The organism is Streptomyces sp. NPDC014734, assembly GCF_043083325.1.
GTDB lineage: Bacteria > Actinomycetota > Actinomycetes > Streptomycetales > Streptomycetaceae > Streptomyces.
In genome coordinates this window covers 667,098-684,940 of sequence record NZ_JBIBYN010000001.1, presented here as the reverse complement: position 1 = coordinate 684,940, position 17,843 = coordinate 667,098, and the positions used below count along the sequence as shown (strand labels likewise).

General features: G+C 73.4%; 17 protein-coding genes and 1 pseudogene. 10 read left to right on the top strand and 8 right to left on the bottom strand.

The window, feature by feature from the left end; genetic code table 11:
- Positions 1–235: 235 nt before the first annotated feature.
- The 3 genes from ACF1CT_RS02980 to ACF1CT_RS02970 all read right to left on the bottom strand — a co-directional run bounded on the left by ACF1CT_RS02980 (position 236) and on the right by ACF1CT_RS02970 (position 3,680).
- The gene (locus ACF1CT_RS02980; RefSeq protein ID WP_391781965.1) at positions 236–1,138 is read right to left on the bottom strand and encodes a hypothetical protein; all 903 of its coding nucleotides are present in this window, start codon (positions 1,136–1,138) and stop codon (positions 236–238) included.
- A gap of 603 nt (positions 1,139–1,741) precedes the next feature.
- A complete protein-coding gene (locus tag ACF1CT_RS02975; RefSeq protein ID WP_391781964.1) occupies positions 1,742–2,617 on the bottom strand; it encodes a tetratricopeptide repeat protein in 876 nt (291 codons plus the stop codon).
- Between the two features lie 19 nt (positions 2,618–2,636).
- Positions 2,637–3,680, bottom strand: coding sequence for a GNAT family N-acetyltransferase (locus ACF1CT_RS02970; RefSeq protein ID WP_391781963.1), 1,044 nt, complete (start codon positions 3,678–3,680; stop codon positions 2,637–2,639).
- A 117-nt stretch (positions 3,681–3,797) separates the two neighbouring features.
- Between ACF1CT_RS02970 and fdxA the strand changes: the two genes are divergently transcribed.
- Positions 3,798–4,118: a ferredoxin gene (gene fdxA / locus ACF1CT_RS02965; protein ID WP_018956287.1), complete on the top strand. Its 321-nt coding sequence runs from the start codon at positions 3,798–3,800 to the stop codon at positions 4,116–4,118.
- Positions 4,119–4,348: 230 nt separating this feature from the next.
- Positions 4,349–5,449 carry a succinyldiaminopimelate transaminase gene (dapC, locus tag ACF1CT_RS02960; protein WP_391781962.1) on the top strand — a complete coding sequence of 367 codons (1,101 nt, stop codon included), beginning with the start codon at positions 4,349–4,351 and terminating at the stop codon, positions 5,447–5,449.
- A 129-nt stretch (positions 5,450–5,578) separates the two neighbouring features.
- Here the strand turns inward: dapC and ACF1CT_RS02955 are convergent, their stop codons facing one another.
- On the bottom strand, positions 5,579–5,977 hold the full coding sequence (locus tag ACF1CT_RS02955) for an ATP-binding protein (RefSeq protein WP_391781961.1): 399 nt from the start codon (positions 5,975–5,977) through the stop codon (positions 5,579–5,581).
- Positions 5,978–6,262: 285 nt separating this feature from the next.
- Entirely contained in the window at positions 6,263–7,210 is a 948-nt protein-coding gene (locus ACF1CT_RS02950) for a hypothetical protein (RefSeq protein ID WP_391781960.1), read from the bottom strand.
- Positions 7,211–7,352: 142 nt separating this feature from the next.
- Between ACF1CT_RS02950 and dapE the strand changes: the two genes are divergently transcribed.
- Together dapE and ACF1CT_RS02940 are read left to right on the top strand one after the other, a co-directional pair.
- On the top strand, positions 7,353–8,432 hold the full coding sequence (gene dapE, locus ACF1CT_RS02945) for a succinyl-diaminopimelate desuccinylase (protein WP_391781959.1): 1,080 nt from the start codon (positions 7,353–7,355) through the stop codon (positions 8,430–8,432).
- A gap of 174 nt (positions 8,433–8,606) precedes the next feature.
- Entirely contained in the window at positions 8,607–9,356 is a 750-nt protein-coding gene (locus ACF1CT_RS02940; RefSeq protein ID WP_391781958.1) for a TIGR00730 family Rossman fold protein, read from the top strand.
- Between the two features lie 145 nt (positions 9,357–9,501).
- Here the strand turns inward: ACF1CT_RS02940 and folP are convergent, their stop codons facing one another.
- Positions 9,502–10,374 (bottom strand): dihydropteroate synthase, encoded by an 873-nt coding sequence (folP, locus tag ACF1CT_RS02935; RefSeq protein WP_391781957.1) that lies wholly within the window; start codon positions 10,372–10,374, stop codon positions 9,502–9,504.
- 139 nt (positions 10,375–10,513) lie between these two features.
- Here folP and ACF1CT_RS02930 point away from each other — a divergent pair.
- A pseudogene (locus ACF1CT_RS02930) lies at positions 10,514–10,894 on the top strand (cell division protein DivIVA); the annotation flags it as partial.
- A 170-nt stretch (positions 10,895–11,064) separates the two neighbouring features.
- Entirely contained in the window at positions 11,065–11,652 is a 588-nt protein-coding gene (locus ACF1CT_RS02925; RefSeq protein ID WP_391781956.1) for a DNA-3-methyladenine glycosylase I, read from the top strand.
- Positions 11,653–11,656: 4 nt separating this feature from the next.
- On the opposite strand, the gene ACF1CT_RS02920 is transcribed toward ACF1CT_RS02925, so the two are convergent.
- Positions 11,657–12,469 (bottom strand): enoyl-CoA hydratase/isomerase family protein, encoded by an 813-nt coding sequence (locus tag ACF1CT_RS02920; protein ID WP_391781955.1) that lies wholly within the window; start codon positions 12,467–12,469, stop codon positions 11,657–11,659.
- Between the two features lie 324 nt (positions 12,470–12,793).
- Between ACF1CT_RS02920 and ACF1CT_RS02915 the strand changes: the two genes are divergently transcribed.
- Positions 12,794–12,961 (top strand): DUF3117 domain-containing protein, encoded by a 168-nt coding sequence (locus tag ACF1CT_RS02915; protein WP_003966491.1) that lies wholly within the window; start codon positions 12,794–12,796, stop codon positions 12,959–12,961.
- A 221-nt stretch (positions 12,962–13,182) separates the two neighbouring features.
- On the opposite strand, the gene ACF1CT_RS02910 is transcribed toward ACF1CT_RS02915, so the two are convergent.
- A complete protein-coding gene (locus tag ACF1CT_RS02910) occupies positions 13,183–13,848 on the bottom strand; it encodes an O-methyltransferase (protein WP_391781954.1) in 666 nt (221 codons plus the stop codon).
- Positions 13,849–14,027: 179 nt separating this feature from the next.
- Here ACF1CT_RS02910 and sigE point away from each other — a divergent pair, with 179 nt between their 5' ends.
- The 3 genes from sigE (at position 14,028) to ACF1CT_RS02895 (ending at position 17,748) form a co-directional block, all read left to right on the top strand.
- The gene (sigE, locus tag ACF1CT_RS02905) at positions 14,028–14,792 is read left to right on the top strand and encodes an RNA polymerase sigma factor SigE (protein ID WP_391782173.1); all 765 of its coding nucleotides are present in this window, start codon (positions 14,028–14,030) and stop codon (positions 14,790–14,792) included.
- Positions 14,789–15,880, top strand: coding sequence for a zf-HC2 domain-containing protein (locus ACF1CT_RS02900; protein ID WP_391781953.1), 1,092 nt, complete (start codon positions 14,789–14,791; stop codon positions 15,878–15,880). The genes sigE and ACF1CT_RS02900 overlap by 4 nt, the downstream gene beginning before the upstream one ends.
- 110 nt (positions 15,881–15,990) lie before the next feature.
- Positions 15,991–17,748 carry a trypsin-like peptidase domain-containing protein gene (locus ACF1CT_RS02895; protein ID WP_391781952.1) on the top strand — a complete coding sequence of 586 codons (1,758 nt, stop codon included), beginning with the start codon at positions 15,991–15,993 and terminating at the stop codon, positions 17,746–17,748.
- The last annotated feature ends 95 nt before the right edge of the window (positions 17,749–17,843 follow it).

Genomic DNA, 17,843 nt, shown 5'->3' with positions numbered 1-17,843 from the left:
CAGCTTGTGCGATGTCAGGGGGGCGGGGTTGTCGGGAGCCGGAGGCGCGGGACGTCGGGGCACCGTCCGCACGGAGGCGGAGGTGGAGGCGGGGACGCGCCGGGGCTCGACCGTCGTGTCCCGCTCCGGTGCCGGATCACCGGAGCGGAAACGAAGCCGCCGCGGCCGTCGCCCCCGAGGGACGACGGCCGCGACAACGTGATGACGACCGGCTGACGGCGGACGGGAGGCCCGGTCAGGCGACCGCGCCACCGTCCGACCGGCGACGACGGAGCTTGTACGCGCCCACGCCGACGCCGCCGAGCAGGAGCGCCGAACCGGCGGCCAGGCTGCTGCCGGTCATCGCCGTCCCGCCGCCGCCGGTGTGCATGCCGCCGCGCGGCCTGCCCTCGTCGCGGCCGCGGTCGCCGCCGCGACCGCCTTCGTCGCCGCCGCGACCGCCTTCGTCGCCGCCGCGACCGCCTTCGTCGCCGCCGCGGCCGCCCTCGTCACCGCCGCGACCACCCTCGTCGCCGCCGCGGTCGCCGCCCCGGCCGCCCTCGTCACGGTCGCTGGTGAGGGCCGTGGCCATGAAGCCGCCGCCGGTGTGCATGCCGCCGCGCGGTCCGCGCCCCTCGTCGCGGCCGTGGCCGCCCCGGCCGCCCTCGTCACGGCCGCGGTCACCGCCGCGACCGCCCTCGTCACGGCCGCGGTCACCGCCGCGACCGCCTTCGTCACGGCCGCGGTCACCGCCGCGACCGCCTTCGTCACGGCCGTGGTCGCCGCCGCGACCACCCTCGTCGCCGACGATCACCTTGGCCATGAAGCCGCCGCCGGTGTGGATGCCGCCGCGGGGTCCGCGCCCCTCGTCGCGGCCGTGGCCGCCGCGACCGCCTTCGTCGTCGCCGCGGCCGCCGCGACCGCCTTCGTCGTCGCCGCGGTCGTCGCCGCGTCCGTAGTCGTCGCGACCGCCGCGGTCGCCGCCGCGGTCGCCGTGGTCGGAGTCGTACCTTCCGTGCTCGTCGCCGCGCGAGGACGAGGAGCCGTTGGCCGCCGGTGCCGAGTCCCCCGCCGCGACCGCGGCGTAGGCGGCGGGACCGGTGATGGCGAGGACCGCTGTGACAGCGGCCGAAGCGAACAGTGTGCGGGCAGAGCGCATCTGAACACATTCCTTCCGCCGCGACTGCGAAGAGTGACGGGGTGTCGACTCGGTGTGGAGCAGTGGCGACGTGATCCACCGTCAGCCGGAATGGAGTCCCGCGCCATCGGGGAGTGCCGCATTCGAGCGATGCCGTGGGCTTTTCGGGTGGCGTGGAGCGGATAATCACCCGTTGGACGGCATGCGGCGCCGCCTGAGGTTTGAGCGGCGGCAGCCACCCGTTTGCCGAGGTCCCGGCGTGACGGCCCGTCTGCGCCACTCCCGGCCCGCAGGGCCGCCGGGGGCGGCCAACTCCGTTACGGGGGAGGCGGGTTGAGGGGGCGTTGGTGGTTCGTGGGCTGAGCGGCGCCCGGCACCGGTTCGCGGCTGCCCCCGCCTGCCCCCGGCGCCGGTTCGGTCGCGATTCCACCTGGCGGCGTAAGCCGTCGGACGTGACGCGCCGGAGCCGGGTTACTTGTCTTCGGGCACCCCCGTGTGATCAAGGGCGGGCCGGACGGGGCCGTGCCTGCCGACGCGGGCGCACGGGCGAGAGCGGTCGGGGCCGGGGGCCCCGGGGCCATGAGGGCCCGGCCCCGGGGCGGCGGCCTCCGGCCGGTACTGCCCTCAGTTCAGCAACGCCCTTGCCGCCCGCGCCCGTTGGCGGATGGTCTCGGCCGCCTCCGGGTCGACCCCGGCCACCACGTCCGCGTACGCCTCCATCTCCGCCGCCCCGCGCAGGAACCGCCCGCTCTGCACGAGTAGCTGGGCGCGCTCGAATCGCAGCCGGGCCGGGTGCGAGGGCAGCAGCAGGGAGAGGTCCACCGACCACAGCGCCACGTCCGTGTGCTCCGGACGGGCCGCCGCCCACGCCCTGATGTTGTTCAGGATCCGCAGCACGATCTCCAGCGGCCGGGCCGGTTCCAGCATCGACTCCTCCAGCGGCGCCCCCGTCGCCCCCGCCACCAGCAGCTCCGCGTCCCGCCCGGTCAACGGGCGGCCGCCGTGGAAGGGATCCACCAGCACCCGTTCCGACGGGTCGCCGAACCCGACGACGAAGTGACCCGGCAGCGCCACCCCGTACACCGGGGCGCCCGCCCGCCGGGCCACCTCGATCCACACCACCGACAACAGGATCGGCAGCCCGCTCCGCCGCCGCAGGACCTGGTGCAGCAGCGACGAACCCAGCCGCCGGTAGTCCGCGGCCGAGCCCGCGAAGCCGCACCGTTCGCCGAGCAGTTCGGTCACCGCCGAGGCCCAGGCCCGGCCGCCCCGCACCCCGTACGGGAGCCGGCCCGCCAGATCGTCAAGCTCGATCTGTGCCGCGTCGATCCCGTTCTCGTCCAGGTCCGGATCGGCCACCGCCGCCAGCAGCAGGCAGAGCTGCGCCAGATCCGGCCGTTCGGCGCGCGCCTCGGCGGCGAACCGGCGCAGCAGCTCGTCCCGGTCCGGGCGCCCGGGACGCCCGTACCTCTCCGGTTCCTCCGGTCGATGAGGACTCATCGGACTCCCCGCCCTCCCGTCACGCCGACCGGAAGTGGTGATACCGGTGATGGACCGAGAAATCCATGGCCCCGTACAGGGCCCGGGCCCCTTCGTTGTCCGACTCCACCTGGAGCCACGCCGCCGAGGCGCCCTCCTCCAGGGCCCGGCGGGCGAGCGCGGTCATCACGGCGGTGGCGAGGCCCCGGCGCCGGTGGGCGGGGGCCACCTCGACGGCCATGAATCCGGCCCACCGCCCGTCCACCACGCAGCGCCCGATCGCCGCGGGGGCCGCCTTCGCCCTCCCGACGGCACCACCGGGCGCGTCGTCCCCGGGCGCGTCGTCCCCGGGCACGGAGGCGAACCACACCGAGGGGCCGCCGCGCAGCACCTCCAGGACGTGCGGGCCGGGGGTCCCGGAACGCTGGTAGCGGGAGAGCCATGCCTCGTCGAGGTCACGGCTCAGCCGTACCCCCGACACGTCCGTGTCCCGGTCGCCGATCGGGGCGAGCGCGCCGATCCGCACCTCGGTCGTCACCTCGCGGCGCCACCCGCGTTCCTCCAGCTCCGCGCAGAGCCGCTCCTGGGTGCCCTGGGCGCCCGTCGCCGCCTGGACGTACGCGGGCAGTTCGCGCTCCCCGTACCACCGCTCGATGTACCGGAGCGCCTCGTCGAGCGGCACGCCGGGATCGCCGAGCGGCAGTACGGAGTTGGCGCGTCGGGTGAAGCCCCGCGCGGCGCGCAGCCGCCAGTCCCCCAACGCCTCGCTCTCCACCGGCTGCCAGGCCCGGGCACAGACGCGCGCCAGTTCCTCGAAGGAGGTGGCGGGCAGGCCGCGCCGTCGGGCCGGAGCGGCGGGGACGACCTTGCCGGCGACGAGATCCGATTCCGGTACGCGGACGGAGTCGCCGCTCCGCGTTGTGATCGACAGCACACCGTCTTCCCACGATGTGAGAACGCCGACCGTATCGGTGAACTTCGCTCCTTGCGGGCCATGCGCACAAGTGCGCCGGAGTGATACCCGTTTGCCCACGTCAGTCGGTGCAATTCGGACTTCCAGGTGTCCGCCGACGGTGAATTCCACAGCTCTGTCCGCCCCTCCTGTTCGGTTCGTGCCCGGGAACGGAGATACTAGGGGTGGGCATCGACGACGCCGCGCTCCCGCGCGAGAGCCAACGCCCTACCGAGGAGGAACGACAGCGTGACCTACGTCATCGCGCAGCCTTGTGTCGACGTGAAGGACAAGGCCTGCATCGAAGAGTGCCCGGTCGACTGCATCTACGAGGGCCAGCGGTCCTTGTACATCCACCCGGACGAATGTGTCGACTGCGGAGCCTGTGAGCCGGTGTGCCCGGTCGAGGCGATCTTCTACGAGGACGACACCCCGGAGGAGTGGAAGGACTACTACAAGGCGAATGTCGAGTTCTTCGACGACCTCGGGTCGCCCGGTGGTGCCTCCAAGCTGGGTCTGATCGAGCGCGACCACGCGTTCATCGCAGCGCTTCCGCCGCAGAACCAGTAGGCCGCGGCAGGCACGTGCGTCGCCCCGGTCCCGTACGGCTCGTCACCGTGCGGGACCGAGGCGTTTTCACGGAGCGGCCCGAGGGGCCGGAACCACCGAGGTCCGCCCGCGCGGCTCCAGCGGCCCGCCGACGTGGGCGGTGCCGGCGGCGGAAGGCCCGCGCGGCGCGCATGGCGGCGCCGACCGTGCCGGAGCGCCGCGCGCAATCCCGTACGAGAAAGCAGAGATCCGTGTCCGCAGTCTCCTCCCGTCTCCCGGTCTTCCCCTGGGACAAGCTCGCCCCCCACAAGTCGACGGCCGCCGCCCACCCGGACGGCATCGTGGACCTGTCCGTCGGCACGCCGGTCGACCCGGTGCCCGAGCTGGTCCGGCGGGCGCTCGTCGACGCCGCGGACAGCCCCGGCTACCCGACGGTGTGGGGAACCGTCGAGCTGCGCGACGCGATCACCGGCTGGGTGCGGCGGCGGCTCGGCGCGGCCGCGGTGGCGCACGAGAACGTCCTGCCGGTCGTCGGCTCCAAGGAACTGGTGGCCTGGCTGCCCACCCAGCTCGGCCTGGGCGCGGGCGACAGGGTCGCGTACCCGCGCCTCGCCTACCCGACGTACGAGGTGGGCGCGCGGCTCTGCGGCGCCGAGCCCGTCGCCTACGACGACCCCACCGAGCTGGACCCGGCCGGACTGAAGCTGCTCTGGCTCAACTCGCCGTCCAACCCGACCGGCCGTGTCCTGCCCCGGGCCGAGCTGACCCGGATCGTCGCCTGGGCGCGCGAGCACGGCGTCCTGGTCTTCAGCGACGAGTGCTACCTGGAGCTGGGCTGGGAGGCCGAACCCGTCTCCGTCCTGCACCCGGACGTCTGCGGCGGTACGTACGAGGGCATCGTCGCCGTCCACTCGCTGTCGAAGCGTTCCAACCTGGCCGGGTACCGCGCGGCCTTCGTCGTGGGCGACGCGTCGGTGCTCGGCGACCTGCTGCTGATCCGCAAGCACGGCGGAATGATGACCTCCGCCCCGGTGCAGGCGGCGGAGGCCGTGGCCCTCGGCGACGACGCGCACGTCGCCGAGCAGCGGGACCGGTACGCGAGGCGGCGTGCCGCCCTGCGCGCCGCGCTGGAGGCCCACGGCTTCCGGATCGAGCACAGCGAGGCGAGCCTCTACCTGTGGGCGACGCGCGACGAACCCTGCTGGGACACCGTGGCGTACCTGGCGGACCTCGGCATCCTGGTGGCGCCGGGGGACTTCTACGGACCGGCCGGGGACCGCTTCGTGCGGGTGGCGTTCACGGCGACGGACGAGCGGGTGGCCGCCGCGGTCGAGCGCCTGTCCCGCGGCTGACCGGCCAACCGGCCGCACCTGCGAGGGGCCGCGGGGTGCGCGTACCCCGCGGCCCCTCGCAGGTGCCCCCGCATGTGTCCACGGGGGACGGGGCGGGGTGTCCTCGCGCGGGGGAAGGGGCGGGCCGGATCAGCCGAGCGGCAGGCCCTGGGTGGGAAGACCGCCCTTGGTCGCGGCGCCCGCGGTGTCGCCGAGCACCTTGCCCGCGGTGCCCGTGGCGCCGCCGGCGGCCTTCCGCACGGTCGGGGCGGCCTCGGCGCCCGCCTTGCCGACGGTCTTGCCCGCGGCCGGGAGGGCCGTTCCGACGATCTTGCCGCCGGTCCCGTTCGCCGTCCCGGCACCCTGCCGGGACACGCCGTCGACCGCCTTGCCGAGGCCGTTGCCGTCGACCGAGGCCGGACCGCCGAGCTCCGGCGTCTGCGGGAGCGGCGCGGCGCCCGCGGCTCCGGCCGCACCGATCACGGGGGCGACGCCGACGGCGAGCAGCAGCGCGGCACGGGTGATGCGGCGGGTCAGGGGGAGGGACATGATGCTCCTTCGACGGGTGAGGAATCTGTCTGTCCGTTGATCGGACGCAATGACAACCGTCGCGGGGGCGGGAGAGGTTGCGGTGGGCCGGGGTAAAGAGTCGGTAACGCGCCAGTTGGTCCGTCGCGGAGGAAAGCGGACGTATGTCGCATTGCCGGTTGGCCGGGTGAACCGTCACTTCACCTTCATCGCAAGGGGATCGAGGGGTGCGGGGTGATGACGGAGGGTGAGGTGCGCGGAGTTGACGCGGAGGGGCTGGATAACCCCCCCGGACGACGACTCGCACTACTGTACGAGCTTGATCCGGACCTGATCGGCGTCCGATTCCTTGCGCTCCGTGTGCCAGCCGGACCCGGCCTTCCACACCCGGTCCGCGTAGGCGACCTCCTTCAGGCCCAGCGACTCGGACCGCGCGACCGCCCAGTGCGCCAGTTCCCAACCGCGCTGTGCCGCGTCGTCGTCCTCGGGGTCGGGGGCCAGCGGCACCGGTACCGCCACCGTGCTCGCCGCCGGTGAACCGGCGGCGCCCGCCCCGCCGGCCGCCGCGGGCCGCGCCGCGGGCAGCACCTCCTTGCCGAAGGCGCGCACCAGCTCCGTCCGCACGGTCGCCGCGTCGGCCGTCACGGCCGTCGCCCTCGGCGGATTGCAGTTCAGCGTGGCCGGCGTGCGCCCGGTCAGCGCCGCCGCCAGCAGCGCCGCGTCCGGCTCGTGCTTCGCGTACGCCTGCGGGAAGCCGCTGCGCTGGACCCGCTGCGCGGCGACCGTCAGCGGCAGCCGCGAGTAACCGGGGACCTTCGCCAGATGCCGGTAGAACTCGCCCGCCGAGTAGACCGGATCCATGATCTGTTCCTCGGTGCCCCAGCCCTGCGAGGGCCGCTGCTGGAACAGGCCCAGCGAATCCCGGTCGCCGTGCTCGATGTTGCGCAGCCCCGATTCCTGCAACGCGGTCGCCAGCGCGATCGTCACCGCGCGCTCGGGCATGCCGCGTGCGGTGCCGACGGCCGAGATCGTCGCTGCGTTCGACGCCTGCTCCGGGCTCATCCGGTACGTGCGGCCCTTGCCCGTCGAGCCGTCGGCGGACTCCACGACGCACCCTTGGACCACCGTTTTGCCGGTGATGTACTGAAGCAGCAGATAGCCGCCCAGAGCGGCGAGCACGACGAAGGCGGCCGCGATACGGAAGAGGCGGCTGCGGCCGGTGTGTCGGCGCGTGGGGGAGTCGGTCCGGGGCACGGGGCCACCGTACTTGAGTGTCCGTCCGGGGCCGAGAGTCCCGGGGTCCTCGCGCGGGGACGGACCGGACGGACCGGACGGACCGGTTCACCCCGTACGCGGGCCCGCCTCCGGCCGCGGGCGAGGCCGTAGGGTCGGTGCCATGACCGAAAGCACGCTTGACCTCACCCTGGACGGCCCCGCACTCACCGCACGGCTCGTCGACTTCCCGTCGGTCAGCGGCCAGGAGAAGGAACTCGCCGACGCCATCGAGGCGGCGCTGCGCACCCTGCCGCACCTGACCGTCGACCGGCACGGCAACAACGTCGTGGCCCGGACGAACCTGGGCCGTGCCGAGCGGGTCGTGCTCGCCGGACACATCGACACCGTGCCGATCGCCGACAACGTGCCGTCCCGGCTCGACGACGACGGCGTGCTCTGGGGCTGCGGCACCTCCGACATGAAGTCGGGCGTCGCCGTCCAGTTGCGGATCGCCGCGACCGTGCCCGAGCCCAACCGCGACCTCACCTTCGTCTTCTACGACAACGAGGAGGTCGCCGCGCACCTGAACGGGCTCGGGCACGTGGCCGAGGCCCACCCCGACTGGCTGGCGGGCGACTTCGCCGTCCTGCTGGAGGGCTCCGACGCCGAGGTCGAGGGCGGCTGCCAGGGCACCCTGCGGGTCTTCCTGCGCACCGAGGGCGAACGGTCCCACTCCGCCCGTAGCTGGATGGGGTCCAACGCCGTCCACGCCGCCGCCCCGGTCCTGGCCCGCCTCGCCGCCTACGAGCCGCGCCGCCCGGTCATCGACGGCCTCGAATACCGCGAGGGCCTCAACGCCGTACGGATCGAGGGGGGCGTCGCCAACAACGTCATCCCCGACGCCTGCACCGTCGTCGTGAACTACCGCTACGCGCCCGACCGCACCGCCGAGGAGGCCCTGGCCCACGTCCACGAGGTCTTCGCGGACTGCGGCGTCGCCGAATTCGTCGTCGACGACCACTCGGGCGCGGCCATGCCCGGCCTCGCGCACCCGGCGGCCAAGGCGTTCATGGCGGCGGTCGGCGGCACCGCCCGGCCCAAGTTCGGCTGGACGGACGTCTCCCGCTTCGGCTCCCTCGGGGTGCCGGCGGTGAACTACGGCCCCGGCGACCCGCTGCTCGCCCACAAGCGCGACGAGCATGTGAGGACCGAGCGGATCACCCACTGCGAGGAGCGGCTCCGCTCCTGGCTCACCGACTGACCGCCGGCATGCCGCCGTCCGTGACCTCCGCGAATCCGGACCGCCGCGACCCGAAGGGTTCACAGCGCCACCCGGCGAACCTTCCCGGCAAACCTTCCCGGTCACAGCACTAGGCTGACCTGACAGGGACGGTCGTCGGCGACGACCGTCGACCGTCGTCGGAGGGAGCAGGCCATGGGCAACCCCGAGGGAGCGCAGGTCCCCGAGGAGCAGCGGCTCGGACCGGTACTGCGCCGCAGGGAACAGGTACAGCCCGGCACCACGGACCAGCGGCTGCTGGACACCGAGGGCGACTCCGAATGGGTGCACACCGACCCGTGGCGGGTGATGCGCATCCAGTCGGAGTTCGTCGAGGGATTCGGCGCGCTCGCCGAGCTGCCGAGCGCCATCAGCGTCTTCGGCTCGGCCCGCACCCGGCCCGGCGGCCCCGACTACGAGGCCGGCGTACGGATCGGCAGAGCCCTGGTCGAGGCCGGCTTCGCGGTGATCACCGGGGGCGGTCCCGGCGCCATGGAGGCGGCGAACAAGGGGGCGCGGGAGGCCAAGGGCATCTCCGTCGGCCTCGGCATCGAGCTGCCCTTCGAGTCCGGCCTCAACCCGCACGTCGACATCGGCGTCAACTTCCGCTACTTCTTCGTCCGCAAGACGATGTTCGTGAAGTACGCGCAGGGCTTCGTCGTCCTGCCGGGCGGTCTCGGCACGCTCGACGAACTCTTCGAGGCGCTCACCCTCGTCCAGACCCGCAAGGTCACCCGCTTCCCGATCGTGCTGTTCGGCACCGCGTACTGGAGCGGGCTCGTGGACTGGCTGCGGGACACGGTGGTGGCCGGGGGCAAGGCCTCCGAGCACGACCTGCTGCTGTTCCACGTGACGGACGACGTGGACGAGGCGGTCGACCTGGTGACCAAGGAGGTCGGCCGGTAGCGGGACGACGGGACGGCGGACTCGCCCGGGCGGGGCGCCACCCGGCCCGCCCGGGGGGCCGGGGCCGGTTCCGGGCCCGTGCCCGACGGGCGCCCGGACGCACCCCGCCCGGGCACCGGCCGCCCCCGGGCCGGTCCGCGGGCCGTCAGGCGAGTCCGCGCCTCGCCACCGCGGGTTCCCGGTGCCCGGCGATCGAGGCGACCATGTCCAGTACCTGACGGGTCTCCGCCACCTCGTGCACCCGGTACACCCGGGCGCCCAGCCACGCCGACACGGCCGTCGTCGCCAGCGTCCCGATCACCCGTTCCTCGACCGGGCGGTCCAGGGTCTCGCCCACGAAGTCCTTGTTGGACAGCGACACCAGGACCGGCCAGCCGGTCTCCGTCATCTCCTCCAGCCTGCGCGTCGCCTCCAGCGAGTGCCGGGTGTTCTTGCCGAAGTCGTGACCGGGGTCGATCATGATCCCGTCGGGCCGCACCCCGAGCCCCACGGCCCGTTCCGCCAGCCCCACCGTCACCCGCAGGACGTCCGCCATCACGTCGTCGTACACCACCCGGTGCGGCCGGGTCCGGGGCTCGGCGCCGCCCGCGTGGGTGCACACCAGACCGGCGCCGTAGCGGGCGGCCACCTCCGCGAGCTTCGGGTCGACGCCGCCCCAGGCGTCGTTCAGCACGTCGGCCCCGGCCTCGCACACCGCCTCGCCGACATCGTGGCGCCAGGTGTCGACGCTGATCACCACGTCCGGGTGACGGCGCCGCACCTCGGCGACGAACCCCACCGTGCGGCGGGCCTCCTCCTCGGCGGTCACCTCCGCACCGGGCCCCGCCTTCACCCCGCCGATGTCGATGATCGCCGCACCGTCCGCGATCACCTGCTCGACCCGGGCGAGCGCGGGCTCGTCCCGGAACGTCGCGCCCCGGTCGTAGAAGGAGTCCGGGGTACGGTTCACGATCGCCATGATCACCGGCTCGTGCGTACCGAACTCACGCCGCCCCAGCCTGAGCGCACCGCTTCGCATCCCGCGTTTCTCCTCTGGTAGATCGCCCCGTGGTCGCCTGCGACCCTACGGCCTGCCCGGCACCGGTCGCCGGGCGAGGCAACGACTGTCGGTGCCGCGTGGCACGATCGGACCCGGACAGGTTTCCGCACCCGGGGAGATGCGCGTGTTCTGGTTCTTGCTGCTGACGATGGTGGTCGTCGTGGCCGCGGTCACCCTGGCGGTGGTCGGCGGGGGGAGGAACGCCGTTCTCCAGGACGTGGCGCCCGAGCAGTTGACGGACCCGCTGCCCGCCACGCGCCCGGTCGGCCGGGCGGACGTCGAGGCACTGCGACTGCCGGTGGCCGTGCGCGGCTACCGCATGACGGACGTGGACGAGGCGCTCGGGCGGCTCGGTGCCGAGCTCGCCGAGCGGGACGCGCGGATCGCGGAGCTGGAGTCGGCGCTGGCCGGCGCCCAGGCGACCGCCGTCGGCGGGCCCGACCTCCTGGAGCCGCCGGAGGAGGACCCGCACCGGTCGCCGCCGCGCCCGGAGGAGCCGCCGCGCGGACGGGAGCTGTCCGAGGAACGTTCGAAGACGCCCTGGGACACCTCCTGGCAGGCCGACCCGGGCGGCGACGCCCGGCAGGACGCGGGGCACGACCCCCGACAGCACGAACCCCGGCAGCACGAGGACCGGCCGACGCGGCGGCCGGGAGAGGAGCCCCGGCGATGAGCGGCGGCGCGGAAACGGCACCGGACGGCGGCCTGCGCTGTCCCTGGGGGCTCTCCACGGAGGACTACCTGGCGTACCACGACACCGAATGGGGCCGCCCGGTCCACGGCGACGACGCCCTCTTCGAACGGCTCTGCCTGGAGGCGTTCCAGTCGGGCCTGTCCTGGCTGACGATCCTGCGCCGCCGGGAGGGCTTCCGATCCGCCTTCGCGGGCTTCGAGATCCCCGCCGTGGCCCGGTTCACCGACGCCGACAAGGAACGCCTCCTCGCCGACGTCGGCATCATCCGCAACCGGGCGAAGATCGAGGCGACGCTCGCCAACGCCAAGGTTCTGGCCGGCTGGCGTGGCGGTGAGCTCGACGAACTCATCTGGTCCCACGCCCCCGACCCGGCGGGACGCCCGGTCCCGCGCAGCGTCGGGGACGTCCCCGCGGTCACCCCCGAGTCCACGGCCCTGGCCAAGGACCTCAAGAAGCGCGGCATCCGCTTCGTCGGACCCACCACGGCCTACGCCCTGATGCAGGCGTGCGGCCTGGTCGACGACCACCTCGCCGACTGTGTGGCGCGCGGCGCCGGGGTGTAAGCCGTCACCGGCCGAGGTACTTCGGCCTCTCCTTGTCCAGGAAGGCCCGTACCGCGATCGCGTGGTCCTCGGACACGCCCGCCTTCGTCTGGAGTTCGTCCTCCTTCTCCAGCGTCTCGTCCAGGGTGTGGGCGGCGCCGTAGGCCAGGGACTCCTTGAGCGCCGCGTACGCCACGGTGGGACCGGAGGCCAGGGTCCGGGCGACGGCGGCGGCCTCGCCGGCCAGTTCGTCGGCGGGTACCAGTTTGTTCACGATGCCCAGCTCATGGGCCTCCCGCGCGGAGATCGAGCGCGGGAAGAGCAGCAGGTCGGCGGCGCGGCTCTGCCCGATCAGCCGGGGCAGCGTCCAGGAGACGCCCGAGTCGGCGGTGAGCGCGACCCCGGCGAACGAGGTGTTGAACGACGCGGTGTCGGCGACCACCCGGTAGTCGCAGGCGAGCGCGAACCCGAAACCGGCCCCGGCGGCGACGCCGTTCACACCGGCGACGACCGGCTTGGGCATCTCCGTGAGGGCCCGCACGATCGGGTTGTAGTGCTCCCGCACGGTGCTCAGCGCGTTGCCGCCACCCGCCGCCCGGGCCTCTTCGAGCTTCCCGACGTGTTCCCTGAGATCCTGGCCCACGCAGAAGGCGCGACCCGTGGCGGTGAGCAGAACGGCCCGAACGGCGGTGTCGGCCGCCGCGGACCGCAGAGCCTCGCGCAACGCCACCTTGGCCGCGGTGTCCATGGCGTTCATCGCGCCGGGGCGGTTGATCGTGATCGTGGCGAGCCCGTCGCTCACCTCGTAGAGCACGCTGTCCGCCGTCTCGTCGGCCATTTCGCTGTCCCCTCTGCGCCTCGGACGATGTGCCTGTCCAGGCAAGCATGGCCGACCCGGCCACCGGCGAACATGTGACCTGCGTCTAACAATTGCGCTCACATGTGCTCCGGCGAGGGGGCCAGGAGGGCGGAGTATCGCAGCCCGATCGCCGAATTGGGTGGTTTTGGGAGTGCGCGTTGCGCAAGCGATGCCGACCGATGTTGGTCATTGGGGTCTGTGATGCGGGATAATGGCCTGGAAGCAATGTGTTCGATGCCGGTGACACAGCGCCTGTCATGGGGCCGCCGGTTGCATGAGCTGGTTTCAGGAAGGGGAACGAGCATGGCGGCCATGAAGCCGCGGACGGGCGACGGCCCGCTCGAGGTGACCAAGGAGGGGCGGGGCATCGTCATGCGCGTTCCGCTCGAAGGCGGCGGTCGACTCGTCGTGGAGCTGACGCCGGACGAGGCCGACGCACTCGGCGATGCCCTCAAGAAGGTCGTCGGCTGAGCAGACGCGCTCCCACTTCTCGCTGCCCCGGCACGGACACCGTGCCGGGGCAGCGATGTGTTCGATGAGGTGGGTGCGGCCGACGGCACCGACCGGCCGGAACCGGTGCCGCCCGTCGCGCCGGCCCCGGGGGAGGCCCGTCGGCCCGGCCGGAACCGCGGCGTCGGTCCCGGAGCGGTCCCGTCCGTCCCGTCACCGGGCCGGTGAGCCCCGTCACCCGGTCAGCCGCGTCGCACCGCGCACAGCAGTCCGTCGCCCACCGGTACCAGCGTCTCCAGCAGTTCTTTGCTCTCCCGTACCGCCCGCAACAGTTCCCGCAGCCGCAGTACCTCCGCCGGCTGCGCGGCGGAGTCGACAGTGCGGCCGTCCGCGAAGACGCCCTCGAAGCACACGAGGCCACCGGGACGCAGCAGGCGCAACGATTCAGCGAGACAGTCCAGGCTCTCCAGCCGGTCCCCGTCGCAGAACACCAGGTCGTATCCGCCGTCCGCGAGCCGCGGCAGCACGTCCAGGGCGCGTCCGGGAATGAAACGGGCACGGTTGGCGGCGAACCCGGCGGCCCGGAACGCCTCACGGGCGAACTGCTGACGTTCGGGTTCCGGATCGACCGTCGTGAGCACTCCGTCGGGCCGCATTCCGTACAGCAGATAGAGTCCGGACACTCCGGTCCCGGTGCCGATCTCGGCCACGGCCTTGGCGTCCGTCGTGGCAGCGAGCAGGCGCAGCACGGCGCCCGTACCGGGCGACACCGGGCGGAGCCCTGTCTCCCGGGCCCGGTCCCGGGCCCAGAGCAACGCTTCGTCCTCGGCGACAAAGGCGTCGGCGAACGCCCAGCTCGTCTGCCGGTTGGCGGTAATGACCCTCTCCTGTCCCCGTAGTTGGCGCAACCGTGACTGTATCCGCTGCGCCCGGGAACCCGCAGATGGGACCGGACGTTGTGAAGGAGCGGGGACAGCCCGTGGAAAACGGCCCGGAGGACGGGTCCGCCACCGCGGGCCGACGCTTCCGGGGCATTCCCGGCCCCAGCAGGAAAAAGGCTTATCCGGAGCTAACGGGCGAGGTGGCTATGGTAGGGGCTCCGCTGGACACCACCAGAGCCGATAGGGGAGGTGCGGCTGCGCCTGCGGATCGGAGAGGAGTGCTGCGGCGCTTCCTCAGGTCGGCGGGTGAGCCGAAATCCGTGACCAACATTGCTGACCGTTCTTCCACCGTCTCCGCGCCGACCGCGACCTTCGCCTCAGATGCGGATTCCCAGGCGTGGACACCGCCCTCTTGGGAAGAGATCGTCAGCACGCACAGCGGTCGGGTCTACCGCCTCGCCTACCGGCTGACGGGCAACCAGCACGACGCGGAGGACCTCACCCAGGAGGTCTTCGTCCGCGTGTTCCGCTCGCTGTCGACGTATACGCCGGGCACGTTCGAGGGCTGGCTGCACCGCATCACGACCAATCTGTTCCTGGACATGGTCCGTCGCAAGCAGCGGATCCGGTTCGACTCGCTGGGCGACGACGCCGCCGAGCGGCTGCCGAGCCGTGAGCCGTCCCCGCAGCAGGTCTTCAACGACGCGCATTTCGACGCGGACGTGCAGCAGGCGCTGGACACCCTCGCGCCCGAGTTCCGTGCCGCCGTCGTGCTCTGCGACATCGAGGGCCTGTCGTACGAGGAGATCGCCGCGACGCTGGGCGTGAAGCTCGGCACCGTGCGCAGCCGTATCCACCGGGGCCGCTCGCATCTGCGCAAGGCGTTGCAGCACCGCTCGCCCGAGGCGCGGCGGGTGGAGCAGCCCTCGCTGGCGGGCGTGGTACTGGCGGGGGAGGGCGGAACGGCGTGAGTGGCACAGGTCCGACCCCCGCGGAACAGCACCTGGGGGACCGGCTCGCCGCACTTGTCGACGGCGAGCTCAAACACGACGCCCGCGAGCGGGTGCTCGCCCACCTCGCGACCTGCGCCAAGTGCAAGGCCGAGGCGGCCGCCCAGCGCCGCCTGAAGAGTGTCTTCGCGCAGTCCGCCCCGCCTTCGCCGTCCGAGGGCTTCCTGGCCCGGCTGCAGGGTCTTCCCGGGGGGCCGGGAGGCGGTGACGACGGCCGGGGAGGACCATTCGGCGGCTCCGGGCGATTCGCCGACGGATTCCTTCCGGTGATCCAGCCGCCCGGCAGCCGTACCGACGCCCGGATCGGTCCGGGGCCGGGCGATCCGGCCCTCGGCGATTTCGGCTGCCTTCCGACCTCGCACGGTTCCACCGCCGTCTTCCCGCGCGGATCCGCCGGTATGGATTTCCGGCAGCCGGACGGGTCGCCCGCCCGTGGGGGCTTTCGGATCCACGAGGTGGGCCGCGAGCCGGACCGGGCGGCGTGGCGCGGCCGGCGGTTCGCCTTCGCCGCCGCCGGCGCGGTGTCGCTGGCAGCCATCGCCCTGGGCGGCGCGCTGCAGACGGCGTCCGGCCCCACTGCTCCGGCCAGGGCCGCGGGCGGCGGGAACACCGTGACGCCGCTCGACGCCGGCCGCGGCGAGAACCCCGGTTCGGTCGGCCGCCGCAACGGGAACGGCCGGAACACACCCGCTGCGGCGGAGACGCACGGAAGCGCGGGCGCCGTCACCACCCCGCCGTCAGTGACGGACACCACCCCGCTGGTGTCCTACACGGCTCCCGCGCTCGCCACCGGAAACCTCTCGGACCTCTCAGGTCTCGCGGGTCTTTCGGGTCTTTCGGGAAACAATCTCGATGTCCGGCTCCTGACCGACGCGTCCGCGCCACCGCTGATACGTCCTACCGACGCCACTCCTCTCCTCGCCCGGGTGCTCGGACGACTCACCCCGTCGTCCGCGGCGCCCTCCGTCCCGTCCTCCTGGACGCCCCCGTCGCCCTCGGTCCTGCCCACCCCGGCCGATCAGAGGCTGCCACTCTCCTCCCGGCGCTGAACGACGTCTGCGCGGGCATTCGCAAACCTGGTTGAATTCCGGGAGGAGTTCCGGGAGGGGCGCCCCGGCCGGGGCGCGCACAGGCCAGTTGCGGCAGTTGCGGGGAGAGCATGGAAGACGGGATGTCCACCGGGCCGAGGGCGAAGTGGTGGAGTCGGCCCACACCGGGACGTACCACCCGCACGGCGCCGGACGCGGTGAGTGCGGCGGGTCACGGGACGGCCGCGGACGGAGGGCCCGGCGAGGCGGACCCGCAGCCCCGGCCGACGGTTCCCGAGCCGCTGGCCGTCCCACTCGCGTCGTCGGCGGCCGAGCCAGTGCCGTCCACGCCGTCGTCCCCGGCGCCCGAACAGGTCCCGGCGCCCGAACAGGTCCCGGCGCCCGCCACGGCCGCGAGGCCCATGACACCGCTGCACGAGCCCGATCAGTACAGCACCCCGCCGTACGGCGAACCCGGTCCCTGGGCACCCGCGCCACCCGTGCAGCGACCGGTCCCGACACCGGCACACGGCACCCCCGTGCCGCCGCAGTACGCGGGGGCGGGGACGAACGGCGCGGGCATTCCCACCGCACCCGCGCCCGGCTTCCCGCCCCCGGGCGCGCCCGCACCTCAGCCGCAGGCGCCGTCGCTGTTCGACACGCGGCCCGTTCCGCAGCCGTCTCCACCGGCCCAGTGGGTCCAGTACGACCCCTGGGGCGCGCCCCGCCAGCCGCTGACCCACCCGGGCCCGCCGCTCGGCGCCGACACCGGCCGCAGGAAGACCCGGCGCGGCGCCCTCCTGGTCGGCGCGGTGCTCCTCGCCCTCGTGGCGGGCGGTATCGGTGGCGGGATCGGCTCGTACATCGAGCGCAACGGCGGTCTCACCCGCATCGAGCTCCCGCAGGCCGGGCGCGGCGGCGGCGGTCGTGCCCCCGACAGTGTCGCGGGGATCGCCGCCAGCGCCCTGCCCAGCGTGGTCACGCTCCACGTCAGCGGTGCCACCGAGGGCGGCACCGGTACCGGCTTCGTGCTCGACAAGGCGGGCCACATCCTCACCAACAACCACGTCGTCGCACCGGCCGGGTCCTCCGGCCGGATCACCGTGACGTTCAGCGGCGGCGAGACGGCCCGCGGCGAGATCGTCGGCAAGGACAGCGGCTACGACCTGGCCGTGGTCAAGGTCACCGGCGTCTCGGGCCTCAAGCCGCTGCCGCTGGGCAACTCCGACAACGTGCAGGTCGGTGACCCGGTGGTGGCCATCGGCGCTCCCTTCGATCTGTCCAACACGGTGACCTCGGGCATCATCAGCGCCAAGGACCGGCCGATCACCGCGGGCGGCGAGAAGGGCGACGGCAGCGACATCAGCTACGTCGACGCGCTGCAGACCGATGCCCCGATCAACCCCGGCAACTCCGGCGGGCCGCTCGTCGACACCGACGCCCATGTCATAGGCATCAACAGCGCCATCCGCGCCGCCGACAGCGGTTCGAGCAGTGAGGGCGGGCAGTCGGGGTCCATCGGTCTCGGCTTCGCCATCCCGATCAACCAGGGCAAACGGGTCGCCGAGGAACTCATCAACACCGGGAAGGCCACCCATCCGGTGATCGGCGTCACCCTGGACATGAAGTACACGGGCGACGGAGCCAAGGTCGGGGACAAGGGCGCGGACGGAAAGCCCGCGGTGACGCCCGGCGGCCCCGGGGCCGAGGCCGGGATCAGGCCGGGGGACGTCATCACCGAGGTCGACGGCCGACGGGTGCACAGTGGTGAGGAGCTCATCGTGAAGATCCGGGCGCACCGGCCCGGTGACCGTCTCGGCCTCACCCTGTCCCGTGGTGGTAAAGACCTGTCCATCTCTCTGACCCTCGGGTCCGCGGCCGGTGGCTGACGGCCGTGGGGCGCTACCGCGCGGGCAGTTCCGGCGGGTACCGTGGTCCGGGTCCGGACCACAACCGACCTGGTCTCGGAGAACACGAGGAGCGA

What these genes read in the sequence shown, in the direction of transcription:
- ACF1CT_RS02975 (WP_391781964.1), bottom strand. Translation starts at nt 2,617, where the DNA reads ATGAGTCCTCATCGACCGGAGGAACCGGAGAGGTACGGGCGTCCCGGG.
- sigE (WP_391782173.1), top strand. Translation starts at nt 14,028, where the DNA reads ATGGTAGGGGCTCCGCTGGACACCACCAGAGCCGATAGGGGAGGTGCG.
- ACF1CT_RS02895 (WP_391781952.1), top strand. Translation starts at nt 15,991, where the DNA reads ATGGAAGACGGGATGTCCACCGGGCCGAGGGCGAAGTGGTGGAGTCGG.
- ACF1CT_RS02920 (WP_391781955.1), bottom strand. Translation starts at nt 12,469, where the DNA reads ATGGCCGACGAGACGGCGGACAGCGTGCTCTACGAGGTGAGCGACGGG.
- ACF1CT_RS02925 (WP_391781956.1), top strand. Translation starts at nt 11,065, where the DNA reads ATGAGCGGCGGCGCGGAAACGGCACCGGACGGCGGCCTGCGCTGTCCC.
- ACF1CT_RS02915 (WP_003966491.1), top strand. Translation starts at nt 12,794, where the DNA reads ATGGCGGCCATGAAGCCGCGGACGGGCGACGGCCCGCTCGAGGTGACC.
- dapE (WP_391781959.1), top strand. Translation starts at nt 7,353, where the DNA reads ATGACCGAAAGCACGCTTGACCTCACCCTGGACGGCCCCGCACTCACC.
- ACF1CT_RS02980 (WP_391781965.1), bottom strand. Translation starts at nt 1,138, where the DNA reads ATGCGCTCTGCCCGCACACTGTTCGCTTCGGCCGCTGTCACAGCGGTC.
- ACF1CT_RS02940 (WP_391781958.1), top strand. Translation starts at nt 8,607, where the DNA reads ATGGGCAACCCCGAGGGAGCGCAGGTCCCCGAGGAGCAGCGGCTCGGA.
- folP (WP_391781957.1), bottom strand. Translation starts at nt 10,374, where the DNA reads ATGCGAAGCGGTGCGCTCAGGCTGGGGCGGCGTGAGTTCGGTACGCAC.
- ACF1CT_RS02955 (WP_391781961.1), bottom strand. Translation starts at nt 5,977, where the DNA reads ATGTCCCTCCCCCTGACCCGCCGCATCACCCGTGCCGCGCTGCTGCTC.